Genomic DNA, 21,012 nt, shown 5'->3' with positions numbered 1-21,012 from the left:
GTGTTCCTCGGCTATCATAGCAGATTTTGATGAAAAAGAAAACGCCGTCCGTGTGGGGCGGCATTTTACATGCAGATCGTTATGCGAGATCTCCGTGCTCCTGCAAAAAGTGGCGAAGTGCGCCGAGCATACCTGCGTCGTTCTGTGTGGCGGCGAATGCGATGGTGGTTGCCTCGTAGACGAGGGGCGAGAGGCGCTCATGCAGTGCCTCCTCGAGGAGGGGGCGCAGTGCCGTCTCCTGCGCCATGATGCCGCCGCCGAGGACGATGCGCTCAGGGTTGGCAACGCAGACGACATTGGTGATGGCATCTGCAAGCGCATCGATGAGTTCCGCGACTTCTTCCGCTGCCACGGGGTCACCCTTGGCGAGGAGGTCGAATACGGCGTGCCCGTCGATGCTGCCGGCGGGCAGTCCCTTTGTGCGGCAGACGGAGGAGACGAGGCGGGTCGCGGAGCAGCGTTCGTGCAGCCGTCCGCCGGGGACGCGCATATAGGCGATTTCGCCCGCGCTCATGGATGCGCCGTGTATGACGCGCCCATCCACGATAAGGCATCCGCCGATGCTCGTGCCGACGGTCATGGCAAAGAGGGAGGAGCAGCCTTGCCCCGCACCCTTCCACAGCTCGCCGAGCGCGGCGCAGTTGACATCGTTCTCGACGGAGGCGGGAAGCCCGAATGCGTCGTGCATGAGGGCTTTCCAGTCCGTGCCCGTGTAGTCGGGGATGGCAGCCTCGAGCGCATGGACAATGCAGCCCGCCTTCGGGTCGACCATGCCCGCCGTGGAGATGGCGACGCCCGTGATGGTGTGTGTCTCTTGCGCTTCGCGCACGATGGCGGAGACTTTGCAGACGATGCCACTGCCGCCGTACCCCTTCGCCTTGGTGGGGATGGAGCCGCGTGTGAGGAATGTGCCCTCCGCTGTTGCAACACCGTATTTGATGGCAGTGCCGCCGATGTCGATGCAGATATACATCGTATTTTCCTCTCTACTCCGATATTGATCCAACCCTTACTTTGAAAATTCCTTTCTTCAGTGGGGCTGCCTCATCGACCTTCACCCCGGAGCGGTGTACGTCCTCGGGGAAGCAGATGAGGAAGTCGCCGGGACGCATGATGGTGGTCTGGGTGAGGGCGCCGTCAGCGGGCACATAGTCCTTGTCCTCCTCGTACGGGTGCGTCTGCATCCGCTCGATGAGGCTCACGTCGATTTTCTCCGTGCCCTCGGCGAGGATGTGGATGTCGATGTAGGCGCGGTGCGCCTCCCAGATCTTTTCGCTGCGTTCGCCCGTGGTATAGTGGGCGATGTTGACGTAGACATCCTCGCCGTCGATGTCGTTGCGCCCCTTGGGGAGCGCGGCAAGGTCGTGCGTGCGGGCAAAGGCGAGTGCCTGCTGTACGCGCGGCGGGAGGAATGCGTAGGTCTTCTCGTGGTAGATGCTGCCGTAGATCATAGAACCTCCTTGCATCAGTCGATATATGCAGGTGTTGTTCATGCTCCTCGCGAACGCCTCGTTTGTGAGGGGCTCGCGAGGAGCAGTGAACAACTTGCCTGTCTATCCTATCAAACTTACGGAAGCACTGATAAATTCAGCCGCGCCATCTTGACGCATCTTTTTTGCCCGCACTTCGCCCTCGATCCTCCACATAGCTTTGGCTATGCGTCCGGTTTGCCTCCTTGTTCGGACGAAAAAATCTACGCCAATCTGACGGACTTCATTTTATCAGCGATTCCTTACGGTTTTTTTACAATCGTTATCAGCTCCGCGTGCTCTGCACCGTCGTGCCCGCAGGAGCTTCGTAGTTCGGCTCGGTGATGCGGCTGACGACGTTGCCGACGATGAGGGAGATGACGATGGTGATGAGTGTGTACGACCAGAAGGAGACGGACGGCACGAAGTACTTGAGGTAGAGGACGACTGCCGTCGCGACAATGAAGCCCATGAGTGCGCCCTTGGCGTTTGCCTTCGGGCAGAACGCACCGAGGACGAACATGCCCGCCAGAGCTCCGAGTGCGAGTCCGATGAAGCTGTTGAACCACTGGTATGCCGAGCGGATGTCACTGCCTGCCATGACGATGGCGACGACGATGGAGAGGATACCGATGCCCAGAGAGATGAACTGCGCGATGCGCGTCTGCTTTTTCATCTCCATCGCGGGGTTGAGGATGGACTGGATGTCGAGCACCCAGCTGGTTGCAACGGAATTGATGCCTGTGGAGAGGGTGGACTGCGCCGCTGCAAAGAGGGCAGCGAGGAGGATACCCGTGAGACCTGCGGGCAGCTCGTATGTGATGTAGGCTGCGAGCACGAGGTCGCGGCGATCGGTTGTGAGCAGGTCGGGGTTCTGCTGATAGAAGACGAAGAGTGCCGTACCGACAAGGAAGAAGACCGTCGCGGCGAAGATGGAGACAACTCCGTTGCCGAGCGTCATTTTGTTGAGCTGCTTCATGTCCGTGGTTGTGGTGAAACGCTGGACAATGTCCTGACTGGAGATGTACGATGCAAATGTGCCAAGACCTCCGCCGATGAAGATGATGAAGACGCTGGAGGAGACGATGTCGGGGCTGAACCAGACTTCGTTTTCGAGCATGAACTTATGCCCCGTGGTGAGGGTATCCCAGAGCGTTCCCCAGCCGCCGTGGATGCTGCCGATCATGACAACAAGCGAGAGGGCGATGCCGACGATCAGAACCATGCCCTGGATGAAGTCGGTGTAGAGAACCGCCTTGAGACCACCGGAGTAGGAGTAGATGATGGCGATGACGCCCATGACGACGATCAGCATGTTGACATCGAGGCCCGTGACTTCGGCGAGTGCCATGGACGGGAGGTACATGATGATGGACATACGTCCGAGCTGATAGACGATGAACATGAGTGCGCCGAGGATGCGGAGGTTGCCGCTCTGGAAACGCTTTTGGAGGTAGTGGTACGCGGTGTCGATCTCGAGTTTGCTGTAGATCGGCAGGAAGTAGCGGATTGTGAGCGGGATCGCGAACAGCATACCGAGCTGTGCCCACCAGAAGATCCACGAGCCGTGGTATGAGTTGCCCGGGATGGCGAGGAAGGAAATGGGGCTGAGCAGCGTCGCAAAGATGGAGACGCAGGTGACGTACCACGGTATCGTGCCGTCGCCCTTGAAGAACTCCTTGCCCTGCATTTCTTTTTTCGAGTAGTAGAGACCTGCGAGCAGAACGCCGAGCAGGTAGATGACGAGGACTGCCGTGTCAATCCAGGTAAATCCCTGTTGCATAGTTATCTCCTCCTGAGATGATTATAGAGCTCAGAAATACTTTTTGTAGATTTCCTTTGCGCGGGCACGCATCTCCGGCGTATATCCCTTCATTGGTTCGCGGCAGCAGCCCGCCTCGATGCCCTGCTCCTCAAGGAGGAGTTTGATCGTGCCGTAGAGGCCGTTGTCGAGGATGTCGGTGATGAGGTCGTTCGTGACGTGCTGCACCTCGCGTGCCTCGGCGATCTTGTTCGCGCGGGTGAGGTCGTAGATCTGACGGGCACGGGCGGCGTTGACGTTGTAGGTCGAGCCGATTGCGCCGTCGATGCCGAGGACGGTTGCGGGCAGGAGCATCTCGTCGAACCCTGCGAAGATGAGCTTGTCGGGGAATGCCTTGCGCATACGCTCCAGGAGGTAGAAGTCGCCCTGCGTGAACTTGACACCGACGATCTTCTTGTTCTCGAACAGCTTGGCGAACTGGTCTATGCTGATGTTCACGCCGGTGAGGAAGGGGATGAAGTAGATCACCATGCGCGTGTCGACGTCGGCGACGATGGTCTCGTAGTAGTGGCGCACCTCGTCGAAGCCAAACTTATAGTAGAACGGCGTGACTGCACTGATGGCATCGTAGCCGAGATCGACGACAAACTTCGCGAGCTCGACGGACTCCTTGAGGTTGATGGAGCCGACCTGCGCCATGAGGGTGATGTCGTTCTTCGCCTCATCCTTTGCAATCTCGAAGATGCGCTTCTTCTCGTCGGTGGAGAGCATGAAGTTCTCACCCGTGCTGCCGCCGACATAGAGTCCGTCCATCTTGTTGTGGTCGATGTTGTGGCGGATGATCTGGCGGAGTCCCTTCTCGTTGATCGAGCCGTCCTCATGGAACGCGCCGAGCAGTGCGGAATAAAGGCCTTTGAGTTCTCTCATGATGATTTCCTCCTTAGAATCGGTTGGGTGGGGAGCAAGCTCCATAATAAGGTATATCCTTTATGCGATCGCGTCGGTGAAGCGACGCGCAATGAGCTGGGGACGCGTGATGGCCGAGCCGACGATCGCGCCGTAGACGCCTGTCTTCATCGCCTCGGTCAGTTCCTCGGGGGTGTTGATCCGACCCTCGGCAAAGACGGGGATGGATGCGTCCTGCGCGAGGCGGCGCATCAGCTCGTAGTCGGGACCCGCAAGCTGCGGGCTGTACGGGGTGTAGCCCGACATCGTGGTCGAGATGGCATCGACACCGAGTTCCGCCGCCTTCATGCCCTCCTCGTAGGTGGAGATGTCGGCGAGAATGAGACGATGCGCCTCGTGGATGCGTGCGATGAGATCGCGCACGTCGGTTTTCTGCGGACGCTCACGCGCCGTCATGTCGAGGGCGATCATCTCGCAGCCCGTTCCGATCAGAGCCTCCACCTCACGCATGGTCGGGGTGATGTAGATGGGGGAGTCGGCGTAGTTCTGCTTGATGAGACCGATGACGGGCAGCTGCGCGACGGCGCGGATCTCCTCGATGTCCGCAACGCTCTGCGCGCGGATTGCACACGCGCCGCCCTCCTTTGCCGCACGCGCCATGCGCCCCATGATGAACGGGCTGTGCAGCGGCTCATCGGGCAGAGCCTGACAGGAGATGATGAGTTTTCCCTTCACGGCTGAGAAAAAATCCATAAAAGCGCCTCCAATTTATTATTATTTATCGTAATTTATAGCATAATATTTTATAGTTAAATGTATTGCTTTTGATTTCGCTATATGAGACTACCCAACGCGAACGCTTAGCTGCGCAAGTGACCGCGTGCTTGTACGCTTTACGCACTTGTTTTACTAGCGGTGCTTTGGAGTATCATCACTCTTTACGCTTCGACAAAATAGCTTGTACCGCCGACGATTGTCCGCCGTATCCGGAAATCCTCATCGAAAATCGCAATATCCGCGTATTTTCCGACGCTGAGTGAGCCAAGCTTATCATATACATTCAGCTCCTCGGCGGGGGTGCGCGTCGCCATCTCGACGATGGCGGGAATGGCAATGCCCAGATTCCCGTGGAGGATGCGCAGCCCGTCGTTCATGCGGAGCACGCTGCCCGCAATTGTCCCATCGGCAAGGGTTGCGAGCGTTCCCTTGACGTAGACCTTCTGTCCGCCGAGCTCCGAGACGCCGTTCGAGAGACCACAGGCACGCATGGAGTCCGTGATGGGGATGATGTGCGCACCGCGCTTTGCTGCGTAGATGATGCGCTGCATGGCGGGGTGGACGTGTACATTGTCCACGATCAGCTCACAGTTCGCATCGGTGTCGAGTGCTGCGCCGAGCATGCCGGGCTTTCGGTGATTCAGCCCCGTCATCGCATTGCACAGATGCGTGATGTGCGATGCACCGCACGCAATCGCCGCGCGTGCCGTCTCATAGTCCGCTGCCGTATGTCCGAGGGAGACGATGATGCCGCTCTTGCAGCAGCTCTCGATAAAGTCTTCCTCCGCAATCATCTCCGGCGCAACGGTGATGATCTTGATGACATCACGGTAGGGCGCGATCCTTGCAAATGTGGGGGGGAGGATGTACTGCTCGTCCTGTGCGCCCTTCTTTGCGGGGCTGATAAAGGGCCCCTCCATATGTGCGCCGAGGATGCGTGCACCGTGCGGCTTCTCCGTCATTGCACGGCGGATGCGGTCGAGTGCCCGCTCCACTGCGTCGTAGGCGCAGGTCATCGTGGTCGGCAGGAAGGAGGTCACGCCTGTCCGCGCTTGGAATGCGGCAATTTTCCCGAGGGTATCCGCATCCTCGTCCATCGTATCCGCACCGTCACAGCCGTGGATGTGTACATTCACGAAGCCGGGGGCGACGTATGCGCCTGCCGCGTCGATCACCTCATCCACCCCCTCCGCCGTGAACTCCGCTGCGGGGACGATGCGCGTGATCCGCTCATCGTAGCAGAGGATGTGCTCCGTCTGTGTCGTGAACCGTCCGCGCTCGTCCGGCAGGATGAGAATGCCGTTTTGAATGACTTTCATCAGGGGTCACGCTTTCGCCTTGATGAGCGCGCCCGCCTCATCATCGACGATGAGGGTCACGCTGGGGTGCAGCTGGAGGATGGAGGCGGGGACGGCGGGCGTGATCGCGCCCTGTACCGCGCCCTGTACCGCCTCTGCTTTCTCCGCGCCGCTCGCGAGCAGGACGATGTGGCGTGCGCGGAAGATCGTGCCGATCCCCATGCTCATTGCCTCGCGCGGAACCTCGTCCCGCGACGCGAAGAAGCGCGTATTTGCCTCGATCGTGCTCTCCTTGAGCGCGACCTTGTGTGTGATGCGTGTGAATGCGTCCGCCGGCTCGTTGAACCCGATGTGTGCATTGCGTCCAATCCCGAGGAGCTGCATGTCGATACCGCCCGCCGCAGTGATCGCTGCCTCATAGCGTTCGCTCTCCGCCGCGCTGTCTGCAGCGAGCCCGTTCGGGAAGAATACGTGATCCTTGCGGATGTTCACATGGTCGAAGAGGTTTTCGTGCATGAAGCGATGGTAACTCTGCGGATCGTCCTCCGGAAGCCCGACGTATTCGTCCAGGTTGAACGAGGTCGCCTGCGAGAAGTCCAGGCCAACCGTCTTATACAGCCAGACGAGGTTCTGGTACAGCTCGACCGGGGTGCTGCCTGTTGCAAGCCCGAGCACCGAGTCCGGCTTGATCCAGAGCTGCCCCGCAATGATCTTTGCCGCCTCCTCGCTCATCTTTTTATAGGTATCCGTAAAAATGATACGCATTGCGATACTCCTCTCTGTGTATCTGTCTGAATTCTCCTGTAATATAACACAGTTTAGACTAAAATGCAATTATATTTTATAAAAAGGTTAATATATTTTATATCTATTATGTAAAAGAAAATATATTTCGTTTTTGTGTAGATGAAGGAAATAAAAAAGGCACAAGGCGCCCGTATGCCTCGTGTTTAGAATTGCATAACAGAAGAGCCTGTTGCACGAACGCCCCTATCGGCTCGCAGGCTCGCCACTTCCCCCGCTTCGGCGGGGGAAATTCAGCCCAATCATCTTGGTGCATCTTTTTCGCCCTCTCTGCGCCCTCGATCCTCCACATAGCCTCTGCTATGCGTCCGGTTTGTCTCCTTGACAGGACAAAAAATCTACGCCAATCTGAGGGTCTATTTTATCAGTGCTTCCCTAATATACTGTAATGCAAAGCCTCCTCCGTGCGACACGGAGGAGGGGGACCGCGCAAGCGGTGGAAGGGGCGCCCCTTCCTATTTACGCTTGTACCAGCGATACGCGTTCGCCGATATGTGCGCTGCTCTCAATCAGATCGACCATCCCGACTGCATAGTCCGCATAGCTGATGACACTTTCGCCTGCGGCACTGAGCGTCAGCTCCTCGCCGCCGAGGATGTACTTGCCCGTCTTTTCTCCGTCCGCGCGGAAGTCCGCCGCAGGGCTGACGAAGACCCACTTTGCATCCGTGCGGGAGCGGAGTGCCGCGAGCTCCTCCGTCTGCGCCTTCGCTAGTGCGTAGAATGCAGCGGGGAACTCCGGTGTATCGAGCAGCTGCACCGAATGCGCCGCATCGACATAGAGACTGCCCGCACCGCCCACGATATAGAGCCGTGCCGCCGTGCCCGCCATGAGATCTGCGAGGTGCTGACTCGTCTGCGTGTGCAGCGGCAGCGTCTCCGGAGTGTACGCGCCAAATCCGTCAACGACGGCATCAAAACCCGCCAGCTCCTCTTTTGTGAGTGCCATGATGTCCTTTTGCACGAAATTCTGTGCCGCGCTCTTGTTCTCGCTCCGTGCAAAGCCTGTCACCACATGGCCGCGTGCGATCAGCTCCGCAATGATTGCCTGGCTTGCCTTTCCATTGGATGCTACAACTGCAATTTTCATATTCCATACCTCCGTAAAACGTTTTGTAATCAACTTGGTTATAAATGGAGTATAGCACGCAAAAAACATAACGCCAATAGGTACAATAAAAATTTTTACAAAAAAGCCCCCTAAGGCAAGTGGCCTAGGGGGCTGTAATGCAATGGGGGGCTTACTCCTCGGGCAGGAGCATGGCGAGATCGGGCATGAGCTTCGTGATGTCACGGATGAAGACGCGCAGGACGCTCACCATGACCTCCGGGTCGAACGCCTCGGGGTTGTGCGGAACGACGACATCGGCGTGGATGGCGGTGTCTGGGGTGAGGTAGAACTTGACGAGGCGGCTGTCCTGATTTTGCCGCATGAGCCAACCCGTCAGCAGCATGGCATTCGTATCGTCCACGGCGTTCTGCGCGAGGCGGATGCGGATGGTCGCGTAGGCGGTCGCGTCGATGATGACGACGATCGGGAGCCGCCGCCCCTCCACTTCAATCTCACTCTCGAAGATCGTCGTGCTGCGGTCGTCGCCCGCCTCACGGATCTGAAACCCCGTGATATTTTCCTTCTTAATATATTCCTTGAATGTCTTGGCCGCTTCGATCACGACCAACCACCTCCCCGCGCTTTGTGTGACATTTTTATAATAAGTCATTATAGCACAGAGGAGCGAAAAGGGGAAGGGAAAAGGATTCGTACGAACCCGCATTTTTGTACGCAATGAAAAACTGCCGCGCGAATGGCGGCAGTTGCTGCAGGTGGGGAGGCATCAAAAGCTGTAGTTGGTTCTCAGCCAGAGTGTGCGTCCCGGCTCGGTGATGTGTCCGCCGCCCGTGACGCCGAGGGTGCTGATCGCCGCCTCACTGTAGTTGACGAACTCGGCATAGGTCTTGTTAAAGAGATTGTCGACGCCGAGGGAGAAAGTGAGGTTCTCGTCGGGACGGTAGGCGAGGCTGAGCGAGAGAATTCCGAATCCGCCCGTGGGGCCGTAGTCGATGCCCGTGACGCTGCCGTAGTTCTTGTGGTAACGGTTCTGACGACTGACGAGACGCCAGACAGCATTCGCCTCGCCCTTGCCCTGCCGGTACTTCGCCGTGAGATTCGCCTCGAGCGGCGCGATCTGCGGGAGTGCGGCATCGTTCGTGCGGTCGTCGCCGCGTGTGTAGGCGAGTGACGCGCCGAGCGTCCACTGAGGAGAGAGCGTGTGCGTGATCTCCGCCTCCAGCCCATAGAGACGCGCATCCACATTGCCATAGGGGATGTTTCTGCCGAGAGGGGGCAGACGCAGGATGTAGTCGTCGATGTGCGCGTAGTAGAGCGAGAGATTTGCATTTGTTTTCTCACTCGTGTAAATCCAGCCGAGATCGAGCTGCGTATTCTTCTCCTTGCGCGGACGCGTCGCGGACGGTGCTGTATTCGCATACGCGCGCCACGTCTGGAACGACTCCCAGTAGTCGGCGGGACGCTCGGCGTGCCCGAGTCCGACGTAGAAGGTCAGCGGACGTTCCTGGCTGTCGCGCTCCCAGCGGATGAAACCGCTGACTGCGTGATCGGTCGTGTCGCCCTGTGTGAACGTCATGTAGCGGTGATAGTGGTCGGTCATGCGATCCCAGCGCAGCCCTGTGAAAAGGTGTGAGTGTGCGGCGAGGTCGCGGTTGTACTCGGCGAATATGCCGACATTGCCGATTGTCATGTCCGTGTTCTCCGCGCCGCGCGGTACGCCCTTGTTTGCGCGTGCAAAGGTATGCTCGGCGTGGTTGAGATCAACGCCAAGCGCACCCGTCGTGCGCGGGGAGAAATACAGATCCGCTACGGCGCGGGCACTGTATTGCCGCCGCGTGACTTCCATGCCCATCATACCGCCGGGGCGCAGACTGTAATTGTCCATAATGTGGTCAACCGTGTCGTGGTTGAAATTGAGTGTGAGCTTTTCCACCACGGGTGAGATGTGGGCACGCTCGAACTTCATCGCGTAGCTGTCGCGGTCGAACTGTGCGCCGTCCATCATGCCGTGGGCGAATTTTGCCCAGCCGCGACTGCGGTCGTAAGAGAGCTCGAAGAGGGTGTCGGAGTCAGGGGTGAGGCCGACGATTCCTGAGAGACTGTGGCGTCCGTAGCCGGAGTGGATGCGATGCCCGCTCCCGTCTGCATAGTCCTGCGCATAGTTGCGTGTCTGAATGAGGCGTAGGTAGCCCTCCTTGCCACCCGCTGTGACATCGACAACATTGTCAAAGCGATGGTTGGATGCACCGAGGACGGAGATGTTGCCGCGCACGCCGGGATTTTCAAAGCGCGTTGTCTCACGCTCGAAGACGACGCTGCCCGCGACGCTTGCACCGTAGCGGACACTCTGCGGGCCTTTGGTCACGGTAATGCTGCTGAACGTCTCGGGAAAGGCGTAGGTCGCGACAGGATCCATGCGGTTCGGGCAGGCACCGCCCATCATGCCGCCGTTCATCTGCATCATGAGCCGCGATCCGCCCATGCCGCGCATCATTGGATCGGCACTGACACCACCCTTGCGGACGACGGAGAATCCGGGGATCGTCTTCAGATAGCCCGCACCGTCAGCAGCGGGGATGGGTTGGCGCGGCTCACGCGGATCGGTTATGAGTGTGAGTGGTGTGCGCGCCTGATAGCCGGTCACGATAATCGCGTCGGTGAACACCGCACGGGTGTCTGCGCCATCAGCGGCCGCCGCACAGACGGGGACGCCGAGGAGCGCGGCGGGAATGGCAAGGGCGAGTGCGCGGTGTGAGCGACGCGCGGTGAGATGGGACATAGGAACACCTCCTGATGTTACAGAATAAAAGCGTCGAATGAGAGTCATTCTATTAGATGATAAGGGAATCATACCACAATTCGGATAAATACCGCAAGCAGAAAATTTAAGGAATCGCTCATAAAATGGATCTTCGGTTTGGTGCATATTTTTTGTTCGGTCAAGGAGACCAACCGGACGCATAGCCAAAGCTGTGGGGAGGATTTGCAGGCATTGAGCGGGAAAAAAGATGCGTCAAGATGGCGCAGCTGCATTTAGCCGCGTTTCCTTCATTGATGCGCAATTTATGAGACCAAAAAAGGGTGTTGTACGAAGCCGAAAACTTCGTACAACACCCCTCGCCCCGTAAACGGGGGACTCGTCCTCCAATCACGCTGCGCTTTTGCTCGTGCTCTTGGCTCGTTTCACATCTACATTCTCAGTGATGGAACAGGCGGATATGGGTCATCGCCATTGCGATGCCGTACTTGTCGCAGGTCTCGATGACGTTGTCGTCGCGGATCGAGCCGCCGCTCTGCGCGATGTAGGAAACGCCGCTCATGTGGGCACGTTCTACGTTGTCGCCGAACGGGAAGAATGCGTCCGAGCCGAGCGCGACCCCCTTGATGGTGCTGAGGTAGGCGCGTTTTTCCGCACGGGGAAAGGGCGCGGGCTTCTCCGTAAAGAGCCGCTGCCAGTCTGCCGCGAGGAGCGCGTAGTCGTCCTCGTCGCCCGCCACATAAACGTCGATGGCGTTGTCGCGGTCGGGGCGGCGGATATCGTCCTTGAACGGGAGGGCAAGCACCTGCGGGCTCTGGCGCAGCTGCCAGATGTCCGCCTTGTTTCCTGCAAGGCGGGTGCAGTGGACGCGCGACTGCTGTCCCGCACCGACGCCGATCGCCTGTCCGCCTAGGGCGTAGCAGACGGAGTTGGACTGCGTGTATTTCAGTGTGATGAGGGCGAGCAGCAGGTCGCGGCGCGCGGCATCGGGGATGTCCTTCACTGCCGTCGGGCGGTCACTAAGGCAGTCCTCCGTGATTGCTACGTCGTTGCGCTGCTGCTCGAAGGTGACGCCGTACACGTCCTTGCGCTCAAGCGCAGGCGGCGTGTAGTTCTCGTCCATCTGGAGGACGAGGTAGCTGCCCTTGCGCTTGGATTTCAGAATTTCGAGTGCACCCTCCGTATAGCCCGGTGCGATGATGCCGTCGGACACCTCGCCGCGCAGGAATTCTGCAAGGCTCTCGTCGCAGACATCGGAGACGGCGGCAAAGTCGCCGTAGGAGCTCATGCGATCCGCGCCGCGAGCACGCACATAGGCACACGCAACAGGCGAGAGCTCGCCCCCCGGCGCATGGGTCGCACGTGCCAGTGTCGCCGAGAGCGGCAGCCCGAGTGCTGCTCCTGCGGGGCTGACGTGCTTGAACGAGGCGGCGGCGGGCAGTCCCGACATTGCCTTCAGTTCACGGACGAGCTGCCAGCTGTTCAGCGCGTCGAGCAGGTTGATGTAGCCGGGACGGCCGTTCAGCACCGTGAAGGGCAGCCCGCCCTCTGCGTAGACGCGGGCAGGCGTCTGATTCGGGTTGCAGCCGTATTTGAGTTCGATTTCGTTCATCGTGAGCGCTCCTTTTTCTCGCAGTGTGTTGCTGTGCTTCCATTATAACGGTGCACGGGGAGATTTTCAACTGAGGTATGAATGGCGCACACATAAAACGATTTGACGGATGTACCATCCTGCCGAATCATAGACACAGAAAAGGCGTTGCCGTGATACACGGTCAGCTCTTTTTTATTGCCCGTTACGCAGAGCAAGGTTCAAAAGATACTGTATTTTTCTGTGCGGAAGGATTATAATAGAGAAAGAGAAAGAGAGGGGATGTGCATGGTACCGCGTCTGGGTCATATTGCGTTTTTGAATGTGCTGCCGCTGACGTACGCGCTCGCGCACGGGGCTGCGGAGGGGCTGGAGATTCTGCGTGCGACGCCCGCGCAGCTGAACGGGCGGCTCGAGGCGAAAAATCTGGATGTGTCAGGGGTCTCCTCGATCACATATGCGCGGCATGCGGATGATCTCCTCGTTCTGCCGGATGTGTGCATCGCGTCCGATGGTGATGTGCGGAGTGTGCTGCTCGTGAGCCGCATTCCTGCGGAGAAGATTGGAAATGCGCGCGTTCTGCTCTCGGACAAGTCCGCGTCCTCGCACGCGCTCCTCAAGATTATCCTGCGCCGTGCGTACGATGCCGCGCCGCAGTACGAGACGCGTGCACTCGTGCCGTCCGATCCCGTACCCGAGGGGGCGGCGGCATCGCTCTTCATCGGGGACGATGCGCTCGAACTCTATCACAATCCACCCGATGGGCTGCGCATCTATGATCTCGCGCAGGAGTGGAAGCGGCTGACGGGCGCACGCATGGTGTTCGGCATCTGGGCGGCGGCGCGTGCCTTCGCCGAGGCGCAGCCCGATGCCCTGCGGATGGTGCACGGACGGATTGCGCAGGCCTTTCGTGATTGGGACAGGGTGAAGGCGGCGGCGATTACGGAGGTGCTCGCGGACGGGCGATTCACACGTGCGCAGCTGACGGAGTACCTTGGCAGTGCGGTGGTCTGGCAGCTGGACGCGGCGACGCTCGCGGGGCTGCGCCTGTTCTACGAATATGCGGCACAGGACGGTCTGATCGACCACGCACCTGAGATCGCGCTCGCACGCGTTTGACGTAACCCCCTTCTTTATAGTAAAATATTCTTATCTATCTATCTATCTATCTATCTATCTATAAGAGATATTATCGAAAGAGAAATAAAGGGAGCACGATGGAATGAAGATACGGAAACTCCTTTTGACAGCGCAAAACCTCATGCGGAGGGCACGGAAGCACAGGGAACTGCGGCGATTTCGCAGTGCGCTTTCGGTTGGGACAGCACTTGCCGTCACTGCGCCGCTTGCACTCCATGCGCCCGCTGAGGCGGCGCACATCCGCGTGGAGGAGGGGATGCGCGGTGCGGCGGTGCAGCACGTACAGGAGCTGCTCATCAAGGGCGGCTATCTGGATGGAGCGGCGGACGGTGTCGCAGGGCCTCTGACACGGGCGGCGATTGAGGCGTGCCAGAAGGATCATGGTCTTACGGTGGATGGCATCTGCGGTGCGGCGACCTATCGTGCGCTCTCGGGCGGCGCAGAATACGACCCCGTGGCACTCGGGATTCACGAGGAGCGTCCTCATGAGGTCAGTCGCGGCGGCGGGCGTGCGCTCTATGTGTCGGCGACGGCGTACAGCGCACATGACCCCGGCAACGGCAACCGTACGGCGACGGGAACCCTTGTGCGGCGTGGTGTGATCGCAGTCGACCCCTCGGTCATCCCGCTCGGCACACGCGTCTTTATTCCCGGTTATGGCGAAGCGGTCGCAGAGGATATCGGTGGTACAATTCGTGGACACCGTATTGATGTCGCCTTTGATACGCATGCAGAGGCTCTGATGTTTGGACGGCAGGATCTCGAAATCTTTATCATGGAGTAGTGCAGTAAACGATGAATCTTTCAACGGAGCGGGCGAATGAGTGGATTCGCGCAGCAGTCGCGGCGGGCGCATATTTCCTGACGCTGACCGCGTGTTATATCAATATGGGACAGGATATGGGCGCGGAGTATTTTCTCCCCGCGCTCCTTCCTGTCCTCGGTGTTCTCATGCTCATGCAGTACGGGACGGGCGTGCCGCTCTTCTCACGCGGTATGATCGCGGCGATGGTGCCGGGGCTGCTCTGGTGTCTGACCTTCCCGCTCCTCTACACATGGACGTACGCGCGGGACTGGTATCGTTCGCTGATCTTCTTTGATTTTCTGATCGGGACGGCGCATATGCTCGTGCTCGCCGCGCTCGGCGGCGTGCTCTTCCACCTCGGACACAAACGTCTGACGGCGGCGGCACTCGCCGTGCTCGGCTTCCTCCTGTCGCTCATTCCGCTCACGCAGATCGCCTACTATATGACGGTCTGGCACGCACTCAGCCCTGCATCGCTCATGGCACTCTACCTGACAAATTGGCACGAGGCGGGGGACTACATCGAGTCGACGGTGGGGATTCTGCCTGCCACGCTTGTCATCCTGATCCTGCTCCTGCTCATCTATCTCTCGTACCGCAGTTATCTTGTGTTTGCACGTCGTATATACCCCGGTGCAGAGGGCTCGCGTATGGGCAGTCTCGTCCTCGTCATGATTGTCGCGGCGGGGGTACATATCGTCCTCATTCCGGAGTGCTCGATCGCGGGACTTTACAAGGACGTGACGACGTATGTTGAGGAGACGCAGTCGTATGGTCTGAATCAGGACGAGCGGTATGCGTCGCTCATCATTGATACGGAGAATACCCTCGCGGCGCGTGCGCCGGGGACGGTCATCTTCATCATCGGCGAGTCGGCATCGCGCAACTATATGCACTACTACACGCCGTCTTTCCCGTACGAGAATACGCCGTGGATGGAGCAGATGGCGGCGGAGCGCGAGGGCTTCCTCGTCTACCGCAATACCTATTCCTCGTGGACGCAGACCGTGCCTGTCCTCGAGCGTGCCCTGACGGAAAAGAGCCAGTACAACGACAAGGAGTTCTTCGAGTCGGCCTCCCTCCTCGACGTGGCAAAAAAAATCGGCTACCACACCTACTGGTTCAGCAATCAGGGGCGCTACGGGCAGTTCGACAGTGCAATCACGATGGTTGCAAAGACGGCGGACGTGGCGGAGTGGACGGATGACTCGTACACCTTTACGACAAAGTTTGACGAGAGTCTGCTCCCGTACCTCACGCGTATTGACCCAAACGTGAACAACTTCATTGTCCTGCATCTGATGGGCAGTCACATCTACTACAACAACCGCTATCCCGATGAATGGGCGAAGTTCGCCGCTGAAGATGGCGAATCGGCGATGACAAGTGCACCGTCGTACGCGAACAGCATTCTCTACACGGACTACATTCTCTCGCAGGTCTTCAGCTACGCCGAGAAGAATCTGAACCTCCGCGCGATGGTCTATTTCTCCGACCATGGGGAAAATCTCAAGATCTCGCACAATCCCGACGTGTTCACCTTCGACATGGTGCGCATTCCGTTCTTTATCTACCTCTCGCCGGAGTATCGTGCGGCACTGCCGCAGCGGGCGGCGACGCTTGCCGGGCGGCGCGAGGCGTACTTTACCAACGACATGATGTACGATACGGTCTGCGGCCTCCTCGGCGCACCGTCGAACCGCTACGACCCGCGGCAGGATTTCTCAAGCCCCGCCTACGGCTTCACGCGTGAGACGCTGACGACGATGTTCGGCAACCACGCACTGACGGAGGATACGACAGATGAGGGGCTGAAGATGGAGGGAAAGGCGCAGTAGCTATGCAGTGCTGCGTGGAGTACGCATAGCGGTGTTTCGCGCCATTCTTATGATAAAATTGAAACTTCATACGTTCCAAAGGAGGAGTCGTCATGCACTTCTACTGTGAGCACTGCAAAAAGGAATACCCCATCGCAACGCACGCCTATCTGTGCGAATGCGGGGGGCTTTTTCGTCTGTATCAGAGCGCGATGGACGCAGATGACCGTCACGAGGCGGTGACGCTCGGCGAGACGGAGACGCCGCTGCTGCCCGTCGTCATTGACGGCTGCAGGTATTACTTCAAGATGGAGGATCGCCAGCCGACCGGCTCGTTCAAGGATCGCGGGGCGAAACGACTCATCGGCGAGCTTGCGCACCTCGGCATTAACCACGTCGCCGTCGACTCGGCAGGCAACGCCGGGGCAGCAGTCGCGGCATATGCGGCGGCGGCGGGCATGACGTGCCGCGTCTACGTCCCCGACGATATTTCCGCCGAGCGTGCAAAGCAGATTACGGCATACGGTGCAGAGGTTGTGCGCGTACCGAACGGGCGCATGAATGCGAGCAGTACGCTGCGTGCGGAGCTGGGCAGCGACTACTATGCCTCCCACGTCTACAACCCGCTTTTTGCCGACGGGATTAAAAGCATGGCGGAGGAGATCTACCATCAGCTCGGCGATGCCGTGCCTGACTACATCTTTGTCCCCATCGGAAATGGTTCGCTCCTCCTCGGTCTCTATCAGGGCTTTGCCGCGCTCGGACGGCTGCCGCACTTCATCGGTGTCCAGAGTACGAAGTGCGCACCCGTCGTCGAGGCGTTCCACGAGCTGCCCGAGACGCCGCGCAAGAACACCATCGCCGAGACCATCCGCGTGGGCGCACCGCCGCGCATGGAGGGGATTGTCAAAGCCCTGCGTCGGAGCGGTGGCGATGCGGTTGCTGTTGAGGACAGCGATATCCTGAAGGCTGCAAAGACGCTCAACCGACGCGGTGTCTACGCCGAACTCACGGCTGCGGCGGCACTGGCGGGGGCGCGTACATTTTTTGCGGATGGGATGCCCGACAACTATCGCGTCGTCATCCCCGTGCCCGGCAGCGGGCTGAAGCGGTAGTCCATGCTGCACGCCATCATCGACATTGGCTCGAATACCATCCGCATGGCGGTCTATCAGATCGAGGGGCGCAGTTTCGACCTCCTGCTCAAGCGCAAGCATACCGTGGGACTTGCGGGCTACCTCGACCACGGCCGCCTCGTACGTGAGGGGATTGAAAAGACCGTCAAGATCCTGCGCGGATTCATGGACTTTATTGAGACGTTTGGTATCCCGCATGTCCATGCTTTTGCGACGGCGGCTCTGCGCTCCGCAACGAACAGCCGCGCTGCCGTGGAGGAGATCACGTGTCGCTCGGGTGTCCACATCCGCATCATCAGCGGAGAGGAGGAGGCGGCGTACGACTTCGTCGGTGCGACGCAGAACATTGCCCACGCGGACGGCATCATGGTGGACATTGGCGGCGGCAGCACCGAGATCATTCACTACGCTGCACACGAGATGCAGGGGCGGTGGAGTCTGCCCCTCGGCTCGCTCGCCATAAGCAAGGCGCACGTTGCGGGGCTGCTCCCGACCTCTGCGGAGTGCACAGCAATCCGTGCGGCGGTGGAGGACATCCTCGCGGATGCCCCCGACGTATGTGCTCTGCGTGCCGCTCACATGGTTGGTATGGGCGGCGTGCTCAGCAGTGCGAGCCGCATGCACGCGTTCCTCTACCCCGAGGAGCCCGCACGTTTCCTGCGCGTCGCGCATTTCCCCGCGATGATCGAGCGGCTTGGCAGCGGGCAGAAACTTAGCGAACGCGATACCGCCGTCCTCCTCCGCTCCGCCCCCGACCGTCTTCACACCATCGTCCCCGGCATGATCATCGCCCATACTCTTGCCGACACCTTTGCCGCAGAGGATATCCTCTACAGCGACTCGGGCGTGCGCGAGGGATATATATGGAAGGAAATCATCGGGGTGGAAGAATGCTTTTGACGGCGAATTGTCAAGTCAAGTGCAACTTTTTCTTATAGAAAACTTCATAGGGCGTACGATACCCGAGGCATTTACGTGGACGCTTGTTCAGCTCATCAAAAACCTCTTGGATGTGATCTTCCGAAATATCCGTAAGATCCTGTCCTTTCGGGAAATATTCTCGCAGCAAGTCGTTCGTGTTCTCGTTGGTTCCCCTCTGCCAAGGTTGATGTGGCTCAGGGAAGTAGAATGATGCCTGTAGGACGGATGTTACCTCTGCGTGACGGGCAAACTCCTTCCCGCGGTTCGGTGTGATGGTTTTTACGGGAAGCCCTTGGAGCGCACGAATCATGACACGGTTGACCTCACATGCGTTCTTTTTGTCCGCCTTGCCGCCGGTGGCAAAGCGGCTCTTTCGGTCAACGAGTGTGACAAGACATGCCCGCCCCGTTTTTCCTGCAACGGTGTCACCCTCCCAATCACCAAGCCGCCTCCGATGATTGCCTGCACGTGGACGGGCAGAAAGCTCGTTGCTGATATAAATTTTTCCACGGCGCTCCTCATACCCTTTCTTATGGCGCATTTTTCCCTTGTGCCTCAGGTTGCGTGCTGCACCACGAGCGCCGCGGGATCGCTTCGCCTCATCGAACATCCCTGCATAGATTCCTCGGTAGATCGCAGCGTAGCTGATGGATGCGCAATGTTTTTTCAAACGTAAACGTCCTGCGATTTCTTCCGGCGACCATTGATGTTTGATGAATTTGTCCTTGACGAGAGCAAGCAGGTCTGGGTTGTCCCGTTTTTTGTGCGGACGGCATTTCTTGCGACGTGTACGATACTGTTTATGCGCCATTGCAGGAATATATAATGTGTCGCTGCCGTTGCGTCGCAGTTCTCTTGAAATGGTCGCCTTGGAGCGTCCAAGCTCTTTGGCAATCACTGAGAGATTTTTGCCCCGGGCGCAAAAAACATTATCTTTTCCCGTTCAATTAGTGTAAGATGGTGGTAGTGACACATAGGATGCTCCTTGATCAATGTGCTCTTTGCAAACACCATTGTATCAGATTCCTATGTGTCACGTTTTCTTTTTTATTTGCCGTTGCACTTAGGGAAGCACTGATAAATTCAGCCACGCCATCTTGACGTATCTTTTTTGCCCGCACTGTGCCCTCGATCCTCCACATAGCCCTTGCTATGCGTCCGGTTTGTCTCCTTGTTCGGACGAAAAAATCTACGCCAATCTGACGGACTTCATTTTATCAGCGATTCCTTAGATTGTAAACTCAAGATGAAAATGGATGAAAACAAACCGCGCCCCTCCGAATCTCTCGGAGGGGCGCGGTTCTATGCTGTATGCAAATATGCAAATGTCGAAATCCGAGTGCTCACTCCTCGGAATCGCACATCCACTCATCGTCGAAGATGGGCGCATCCTTGACGAGGGCGACAATTTCCTGACGGGTCTTTTCGATCTCCTCGGGGGTGAGGATGGTGGTGAGCGGCTTGGCGAGCAGCGAGCCGATGTAGGCAATGTCCTGCTCTGCCATACCGCGCGTGGTCGGGCTCGAGGTCGACAGGCGCAGGGCATGCAGGAAGAGCCCCGAGTTCATCGTGGGCACGCTGTCGGGCTTGACGCGGATGCCCATGCGTCCGATCGCCTTGACTGCCTCGCGCATGTCGATGCCGGCGGCGGTGGAGGCGAGGACGAGGTGCGTATCCGTGCCGCCGCAGAGGACGGATGCCCCGTGGTCGGCGAGCGTGCGTGCGAGTACCTGTGCGTTCCGCAGGACCTGCTCGGCGTAGGTGCGGTAGCTCTCACTGCCTGCCTCGCGCAGGACGACGCCGAGCGCGGCGAGGTGGTTCATGTGCAGCGCCTCGTGCCCCGTGTTTATGACGGCGGTATCCATGCGTGCAGCAAGCTCTTGCTTCGTGAGGAGGACGGCACCGTCAGGGCCGCGCAGTGAGTCGCGCGTGGAGAAGGTGACGACATCGGCAAGCGGCACGGGCGAGGGGACGAGCTTTGACGCGACGAGCCCGACGCTCTGGCTGATGTCGACCCAGAAGTAGGCATCGACGCTCTGGGCGATCTCAAAGAGGATCTGGTAGTCGATGGTGCGCGGATAGCTGACGGGGGAGAAGACGATGAGACGCGGCTTTACGCGCTCCGCCTGCGCCCGTACTGCGCCCCAGTCGATCTCCTGCGTGCCCGGCTCGATGCCGTAGTTCTCGAATTTGTAGGAGAGACCCGCGACGTGATCCTTTTTCCTGAGGTTAAAGGAAAGGACGGTGTCGCCCGGCTCCAGGAGTGCCTGAAAGACGACGCGCGAGGCGGCGACAATGTTGCCGAGGCGGACGATGGCATGGTCGCAGCGAAAGAGATCTATGGCACGCTGGCGGACGATGCCGGCAAGGTGCAGCCCACCCGTCGGGGTATCGTCTCGCCGGTCAAAGATGCTGTTCGTGAGCACGCTGCCCTCAAGGTACTTTGCGAACGGTGACATGGCGTTCATGTTCGGCATGAGGGAGAGGGTGTACCGCTGGCGTTCGCGCTCCTCCTCGAGCAGGTTGTAGATCTCCGGGTCAAATGTCTTCAGGTGGCTGACGACTTCTTCACGTTTCATGGGCAATTCTCCTCTTCCGTAAAATGGGGGCGTTTCCCCATTTCGTTAATGTTGTTTTCTTAGTATACCATATTGTGCCGCGCAGGTCACTCATTTGTTGACGTTTCTGAATATTTTATGTTAGTAAAGGAATCGCTGATAAAATGAAGTCCGTCGGATTAGTGCAGATTTTTTGTCCTGT

17 protein-coding genes and 2 pseudogenes are annotated in these 21,012 nt (G+C 58.6%); 5 read left to right on the top strand and 14 right to left on the bottom strand.

All coding sequences use genetic code 11. The annotated features are described in order from the left end of the window. Positions 1-79: 79 nt before the first annotated feature. The 12 genes and pseudogenes from ACO6BQ_RS03415 to ACO6BQ_RS03360 form a co-directional block, all read right to left on the bottom strand. The gene (locus ACO6BQ_RS03415; protein ID WP_489119523.1) at positions 80-973 is read right to left on the bottom strand and encodes an ROK family protein; all 894 of its coding nucleotides are present in this window, start codon (positions 971-973) and stop codon (positions 80-82) included. 13 nt (positions 974-986) lie between these two features. Next, positions 987-1,451 (bottom strand): NanQ anomerase/TabA/YiaL family protein, encoded by a 465-nt coding sequence (locus ACO6BQ_RS03410; protein WP_489119522.1) that lies wholly within the window; start codon positions 1,449-1,451, stop codon positions 987-989. A 304-nt stretch (positions 1,452-1,755) separates the two neighbouring features. Next, positions 1,756-3,252, bottom strand: a complete 1,497-nt coding sequence (locus ACO6BQ_RS03405; protein WP_489119521.1) for a sodium:solute symporter family protein — start codon at positions 3,250-3,252, stop codon at positions 1,756-1,758. 30 nt (positions 3,253-3,282) lie between these two features. After that, positions 3,283-4,158 carry an N-acetylneuraminate lyase gene (locus ACO6BQ_RS03400; RefSeq protein WP_489119520.1) on the bottom strand — a complete coding sequence of 292 codons (876 nt, stop codon included), beginning with the start codon at positions 4,156-4,158 and terminating at the stop codon, positions 3,283-3,285. Positions 4,159-4,218: 60 nt separating this feature from the next. Further along, positions 4,219-4,890, bottom strand: a complete 672-nt coding sequence (locus tag ACO6BQ_RS03395) for an N-acetylmannosamine-6-phosphate 2-epimerase (RefSeq protein ID WP_489119519.1) — start codon at positions 4,888-4,890, stop codon at positions 4,219-4,221. A gap of 185 nt (positions 4,891-5,075) precedes the next feature. Beyond that, positions 5,076-6,233: an N-acetylglucosamine-6-phosphate deacetylase gene (gene nagA, locus ACO6BQ_RS03390; RefSeq protein ID WP_489119518.1), complete on the bottom strand. Its 1,158-nt coding sequence runs from the start codon at positions 6,231-6,233 to the stop codon at positions 5,076-5,078. Positions 6,234-6,239: 6 nt separating this feature from the next. Further along, on the bottom strand, positions 6,240-6,977 hold the full coding sequence (gene nagB, locus ACO6BQ_RS03385; RefSeq protein WP_489119517.1) for a glucosamine-6-phosphate deaminase: 738 nt from the start codon (positions 6,975-6,977) through the stop codon (positions 6,240-6,242). A gap of 225 nt (positions 6,978-7,202) precedes the next feature. Next, positions 7,203-7,354: pseudogene (locus ACO6BQ_RS03380) on the bottom strand (secretion protein HlyD). Positions 7,355-7,475: 121 nt separating this feature from the next. After that, the gene (locus ACO6BQ_RS03375) at positions 7,476-8,105 is read right to left on the bottom strand and encodes an NAD(P)-dependent oxidoreductase (protein WP_489119516.1); all 630 of its coding nucleotides are present in this window, start codon (positions 8,103-8,105) and stop codon (positions 7,476-7,478) included. Positions 8,106-8,256: 151 nt separating this feature from the next. Next, entirely contained in the window at positions 8,257-8,688 is a 432-nt protein-coding gene (locus ACO6BQ_RS03370; RefSeq protein ID WP_489119515.1) for an LktC family protein, read from the bottom strand. Between the two features lie 162 nt (positions 8,689-8,850). Then, entirely contained in the window at positions 8,851-10,863 is a 2,013-nt protein-coding gene (locus ACO6BQ_RS03365) for a TonB-dependent copper receptor (RefSeq protein WP_489119514.1), read from the bottom strand. Positions 10,864-11,281: 418 nt separating this feature from the next. After that, positions 11,282-12,454 carry a phosphoribosylaminoimidazolecarboxamide formyltransferase gene (locus tag ACO6BQ_RS03360; protein ID WP_489119513.1) on the bottom strand — a complete coding sequence of 391 codons (1,173 nt, stop codon included), beginning with the start codon at positions 12,452-12,454 and terminating at the stop codon, positions 11,282-11,284. 267 nt (positions 12,455-12,721) lie between these two features. Between ACO6BQ_RS03360 and ACO6BQ_RS03355 the strand changes: the two genes are divergently transcribed. The 5 genes from ACO6BQ_RS03355 (at position 12,722) to ACO6BQ_RS03335 (ending at position 18,231) form a co-directional block, all read left to right on the top strand. Next, a complete protein-coding gene (locus tag ACO6BQ_RS03355; protein ID WP_489119512.1) occupies positions 12,722-13,552 on the top strand; it encodes a menaquinone biosynthesis protein in 831 nt (276 codons plus the stop codon). Positions 13,553-13,655: 103 nt separating this feature from the next. Continuing rightward, the gene (locus ACO6BQ_RS03350; protein ID WP_489119511.1) at positions 13,656-14,357 is read left to right on the top strand and encodes a 3D domain-containing protein; all 702 of its coding nucleotides are present in this window, start codon (positions 13,656-13,658) and stop codon (positions 14,355-14,357) included. A gap of 11 nt (positions 14,358-14,368) precedes the next feature. Next, the gene (locus ACO6BQ_RS03345; RefSeq protein ID WP_489119510.1) at positions 14,369-16,216 is read left to right on the top strand and encodes a phosphoethanolamine transferase; all 1,848 of its coding nucleotides are present in this window, start codon (positions 14,369-14,371) and stop codon (positions 16,214-16,216) included. Between the two features lie 92 nt (positions 16,217-16,308). Next, complete coding sequence (locus ACO6BQ_RS03340) at positions 16,309-17,310, top strand: pyridoxal-phosphate dependent enzyme (RefSeq protein WP_489119509.1); 1,002 nt, start codon at positions 16,309-16,311, stop codon at positions 17,308-17,310. Positions 17,311-17,313: 3 nt separating this feature from the next. Beyond that, entirely contained in the window at positions 17,314-18,231 is a 918-nt protein-coding gene (locus ACO6BQ_RS03335) for a Ppx/GppA phosphatase family protein (RefSeq protein WP_489119508.1), read from the top strand. 10 nt (positions 18,232-18,241) lie between these two features. Here the strand turns inward: ACO6BQ_RS03335 and ACO6BQ_RS03330 are convergent. Together ACO6BQ_RS03330 and ACO6BQ_RS03325 are read right to left on the bottom strand one after the other, a co-directional pair. After that, positions 18,242-19,227: pseudogene (locus tag ACO6BQ_RS03330) on the bottom strand (IS30 family transposase). Between the two features lie 368 nt (positions 19,228-19,595). Next, positions 19,596-20,831: a serine hydroxymethyltransferase gene (locus tag ACO6BQ_RS03325; protein WP_489119507.1), complete on the bottom strand. Its 1,236-nt coding sequence runs from the start codon at positions 20,829-20,831 to the stop codon at positions 19,596-19,598. Between the last annotated feature and the right edge of the window lie 181 nt (positions 20,832-21,012).

The organism is Centipeda sp. (in: firmicutes) (genome assembly GCF_057271695.1).
The sequence above is the reverse complement of the archived record's forward strand: the minus strand, read 5'-3'. Positions and strand labels throughout refer to the sequence as shown.

Excerpts from the sequence above, each read along its gene's own strand:
- ACO6BQ_RS03345 (WP_489119510.1), top strand. The coding sequence starts at position 14,369 with ATGAATCTTTCAACGGAGCGGGCGAATGAGTGGATTCGCGCAGCAGTC.
- ACO6BQ_RS03365 (WP_489119514.1), bottom strand. The coding sequence starts at position 10,863 with ATGTCCCATCTCACCGCGCGTCGCTCACACCGCGCACTCGCCCTTGCC.
- nagB (WP_489119517.1), bottom strand. The coding sequence starts at position 6,977 with ATGCGTATCATTTTTACGGATACCTATAAAAAGATGAGCGAGGAGGCG.
- ACO6BQ_RS03355 (WP_489119512.1), top strand. The coding sequence starts at position 12,722 with ATGGTACCGCGTCTGGGTCATATTGCGTTTTTGAATGTGCTGCCGCTG.
- ACO6BQ_RS03400 (WP_489119520.1), bottom strand. The coding sequence starts at position 4,158 with ATGAGAGAACTCAAAGGCCTTTATTCCGCACTGCTCGGCGCGTTCCAT.
- ACO6BQ_RS03375 (WP_489119516.1), bottom strand. The coding sequence starts at position 8,105 with ATGAAAATTGCAGTTGTAGCATCCAATGGAAAGGCAAGCCAGGCAATC.
- ACO6BQ_RS03415 (WP_489119523.1), bottom strand. The coding sequence starts at position 973 with ATGTATATCTGCATCGACATCGGCGGCACTGCCATCAAATACGGTGTT.
- ACO6BQ_RS03405 (WP_489119521.1), bottom strand. The coding sequence starts at position 3,252 with ATGCAACAGGGATTTACCTGGATTGACACGGCAGTCCTCGTCATCTAC.
- ACO6BQ_RS03410 (WP_489119522.1), bottom strand. The coding sequence starts at position 1,451 with ATGATCTACGGCAGCATCTACCACGAGAAGACCTACGCATTCCTCCCG.
- nagA (WP_489119518.1), bottom strand. The coding sequence starts at position 6,233 with ATGAAAGTCATTCAAAACGGCATTCTCATCCTGCCGGACGAGCGCGGA.
- ACO6BQ_RS03395 (WP_489119519.1), bottom strand. The coding sequence starts at position 4,890 with ATGGATTTTTTCTCAGCCGTGAAGGGAAAACTCATCATCTCCTGTCAG.
- ACO6BQ_RS03335 (WP_489119508.1), top strand. The coding sequence starts at position 17,314 with ATGCTGCACGCCATCATCGACATTGGCTCGAATACCATCCGCATGGCG.
- ACO6BQ_RS03350 (WP_489119511.1), top strand. The coding sequence starts at position 13,656 with ATGAAGATACGGAAACTCCTTTTGACAGCGCAAAACCTCATGCGGAGG.
- ACO6BQ_RS03325 (WP_489119507.1), bottom strand. The coding sequence starts at position 20,831 with ATGAAACGTGAAGAAGTCGTCAGCCACCTGAAGACATTTGACCCGGAG.
- ACO6BQ_RS03340 (WP_489119509.1), top strand. The coding sequence starts at position 16,309 with ATGCACTTCTACTGTGAGCACTGCAAAAAGGAATACCCCATCGCAACG.
- ACO6BQ_RS03360 (WP_489119513.1), bottom strand. The coding sequence starts at position 12,454 with ATGAACGAAATCGAACTCAAATACGGCTGCAACCCGAATCAGACGCCT.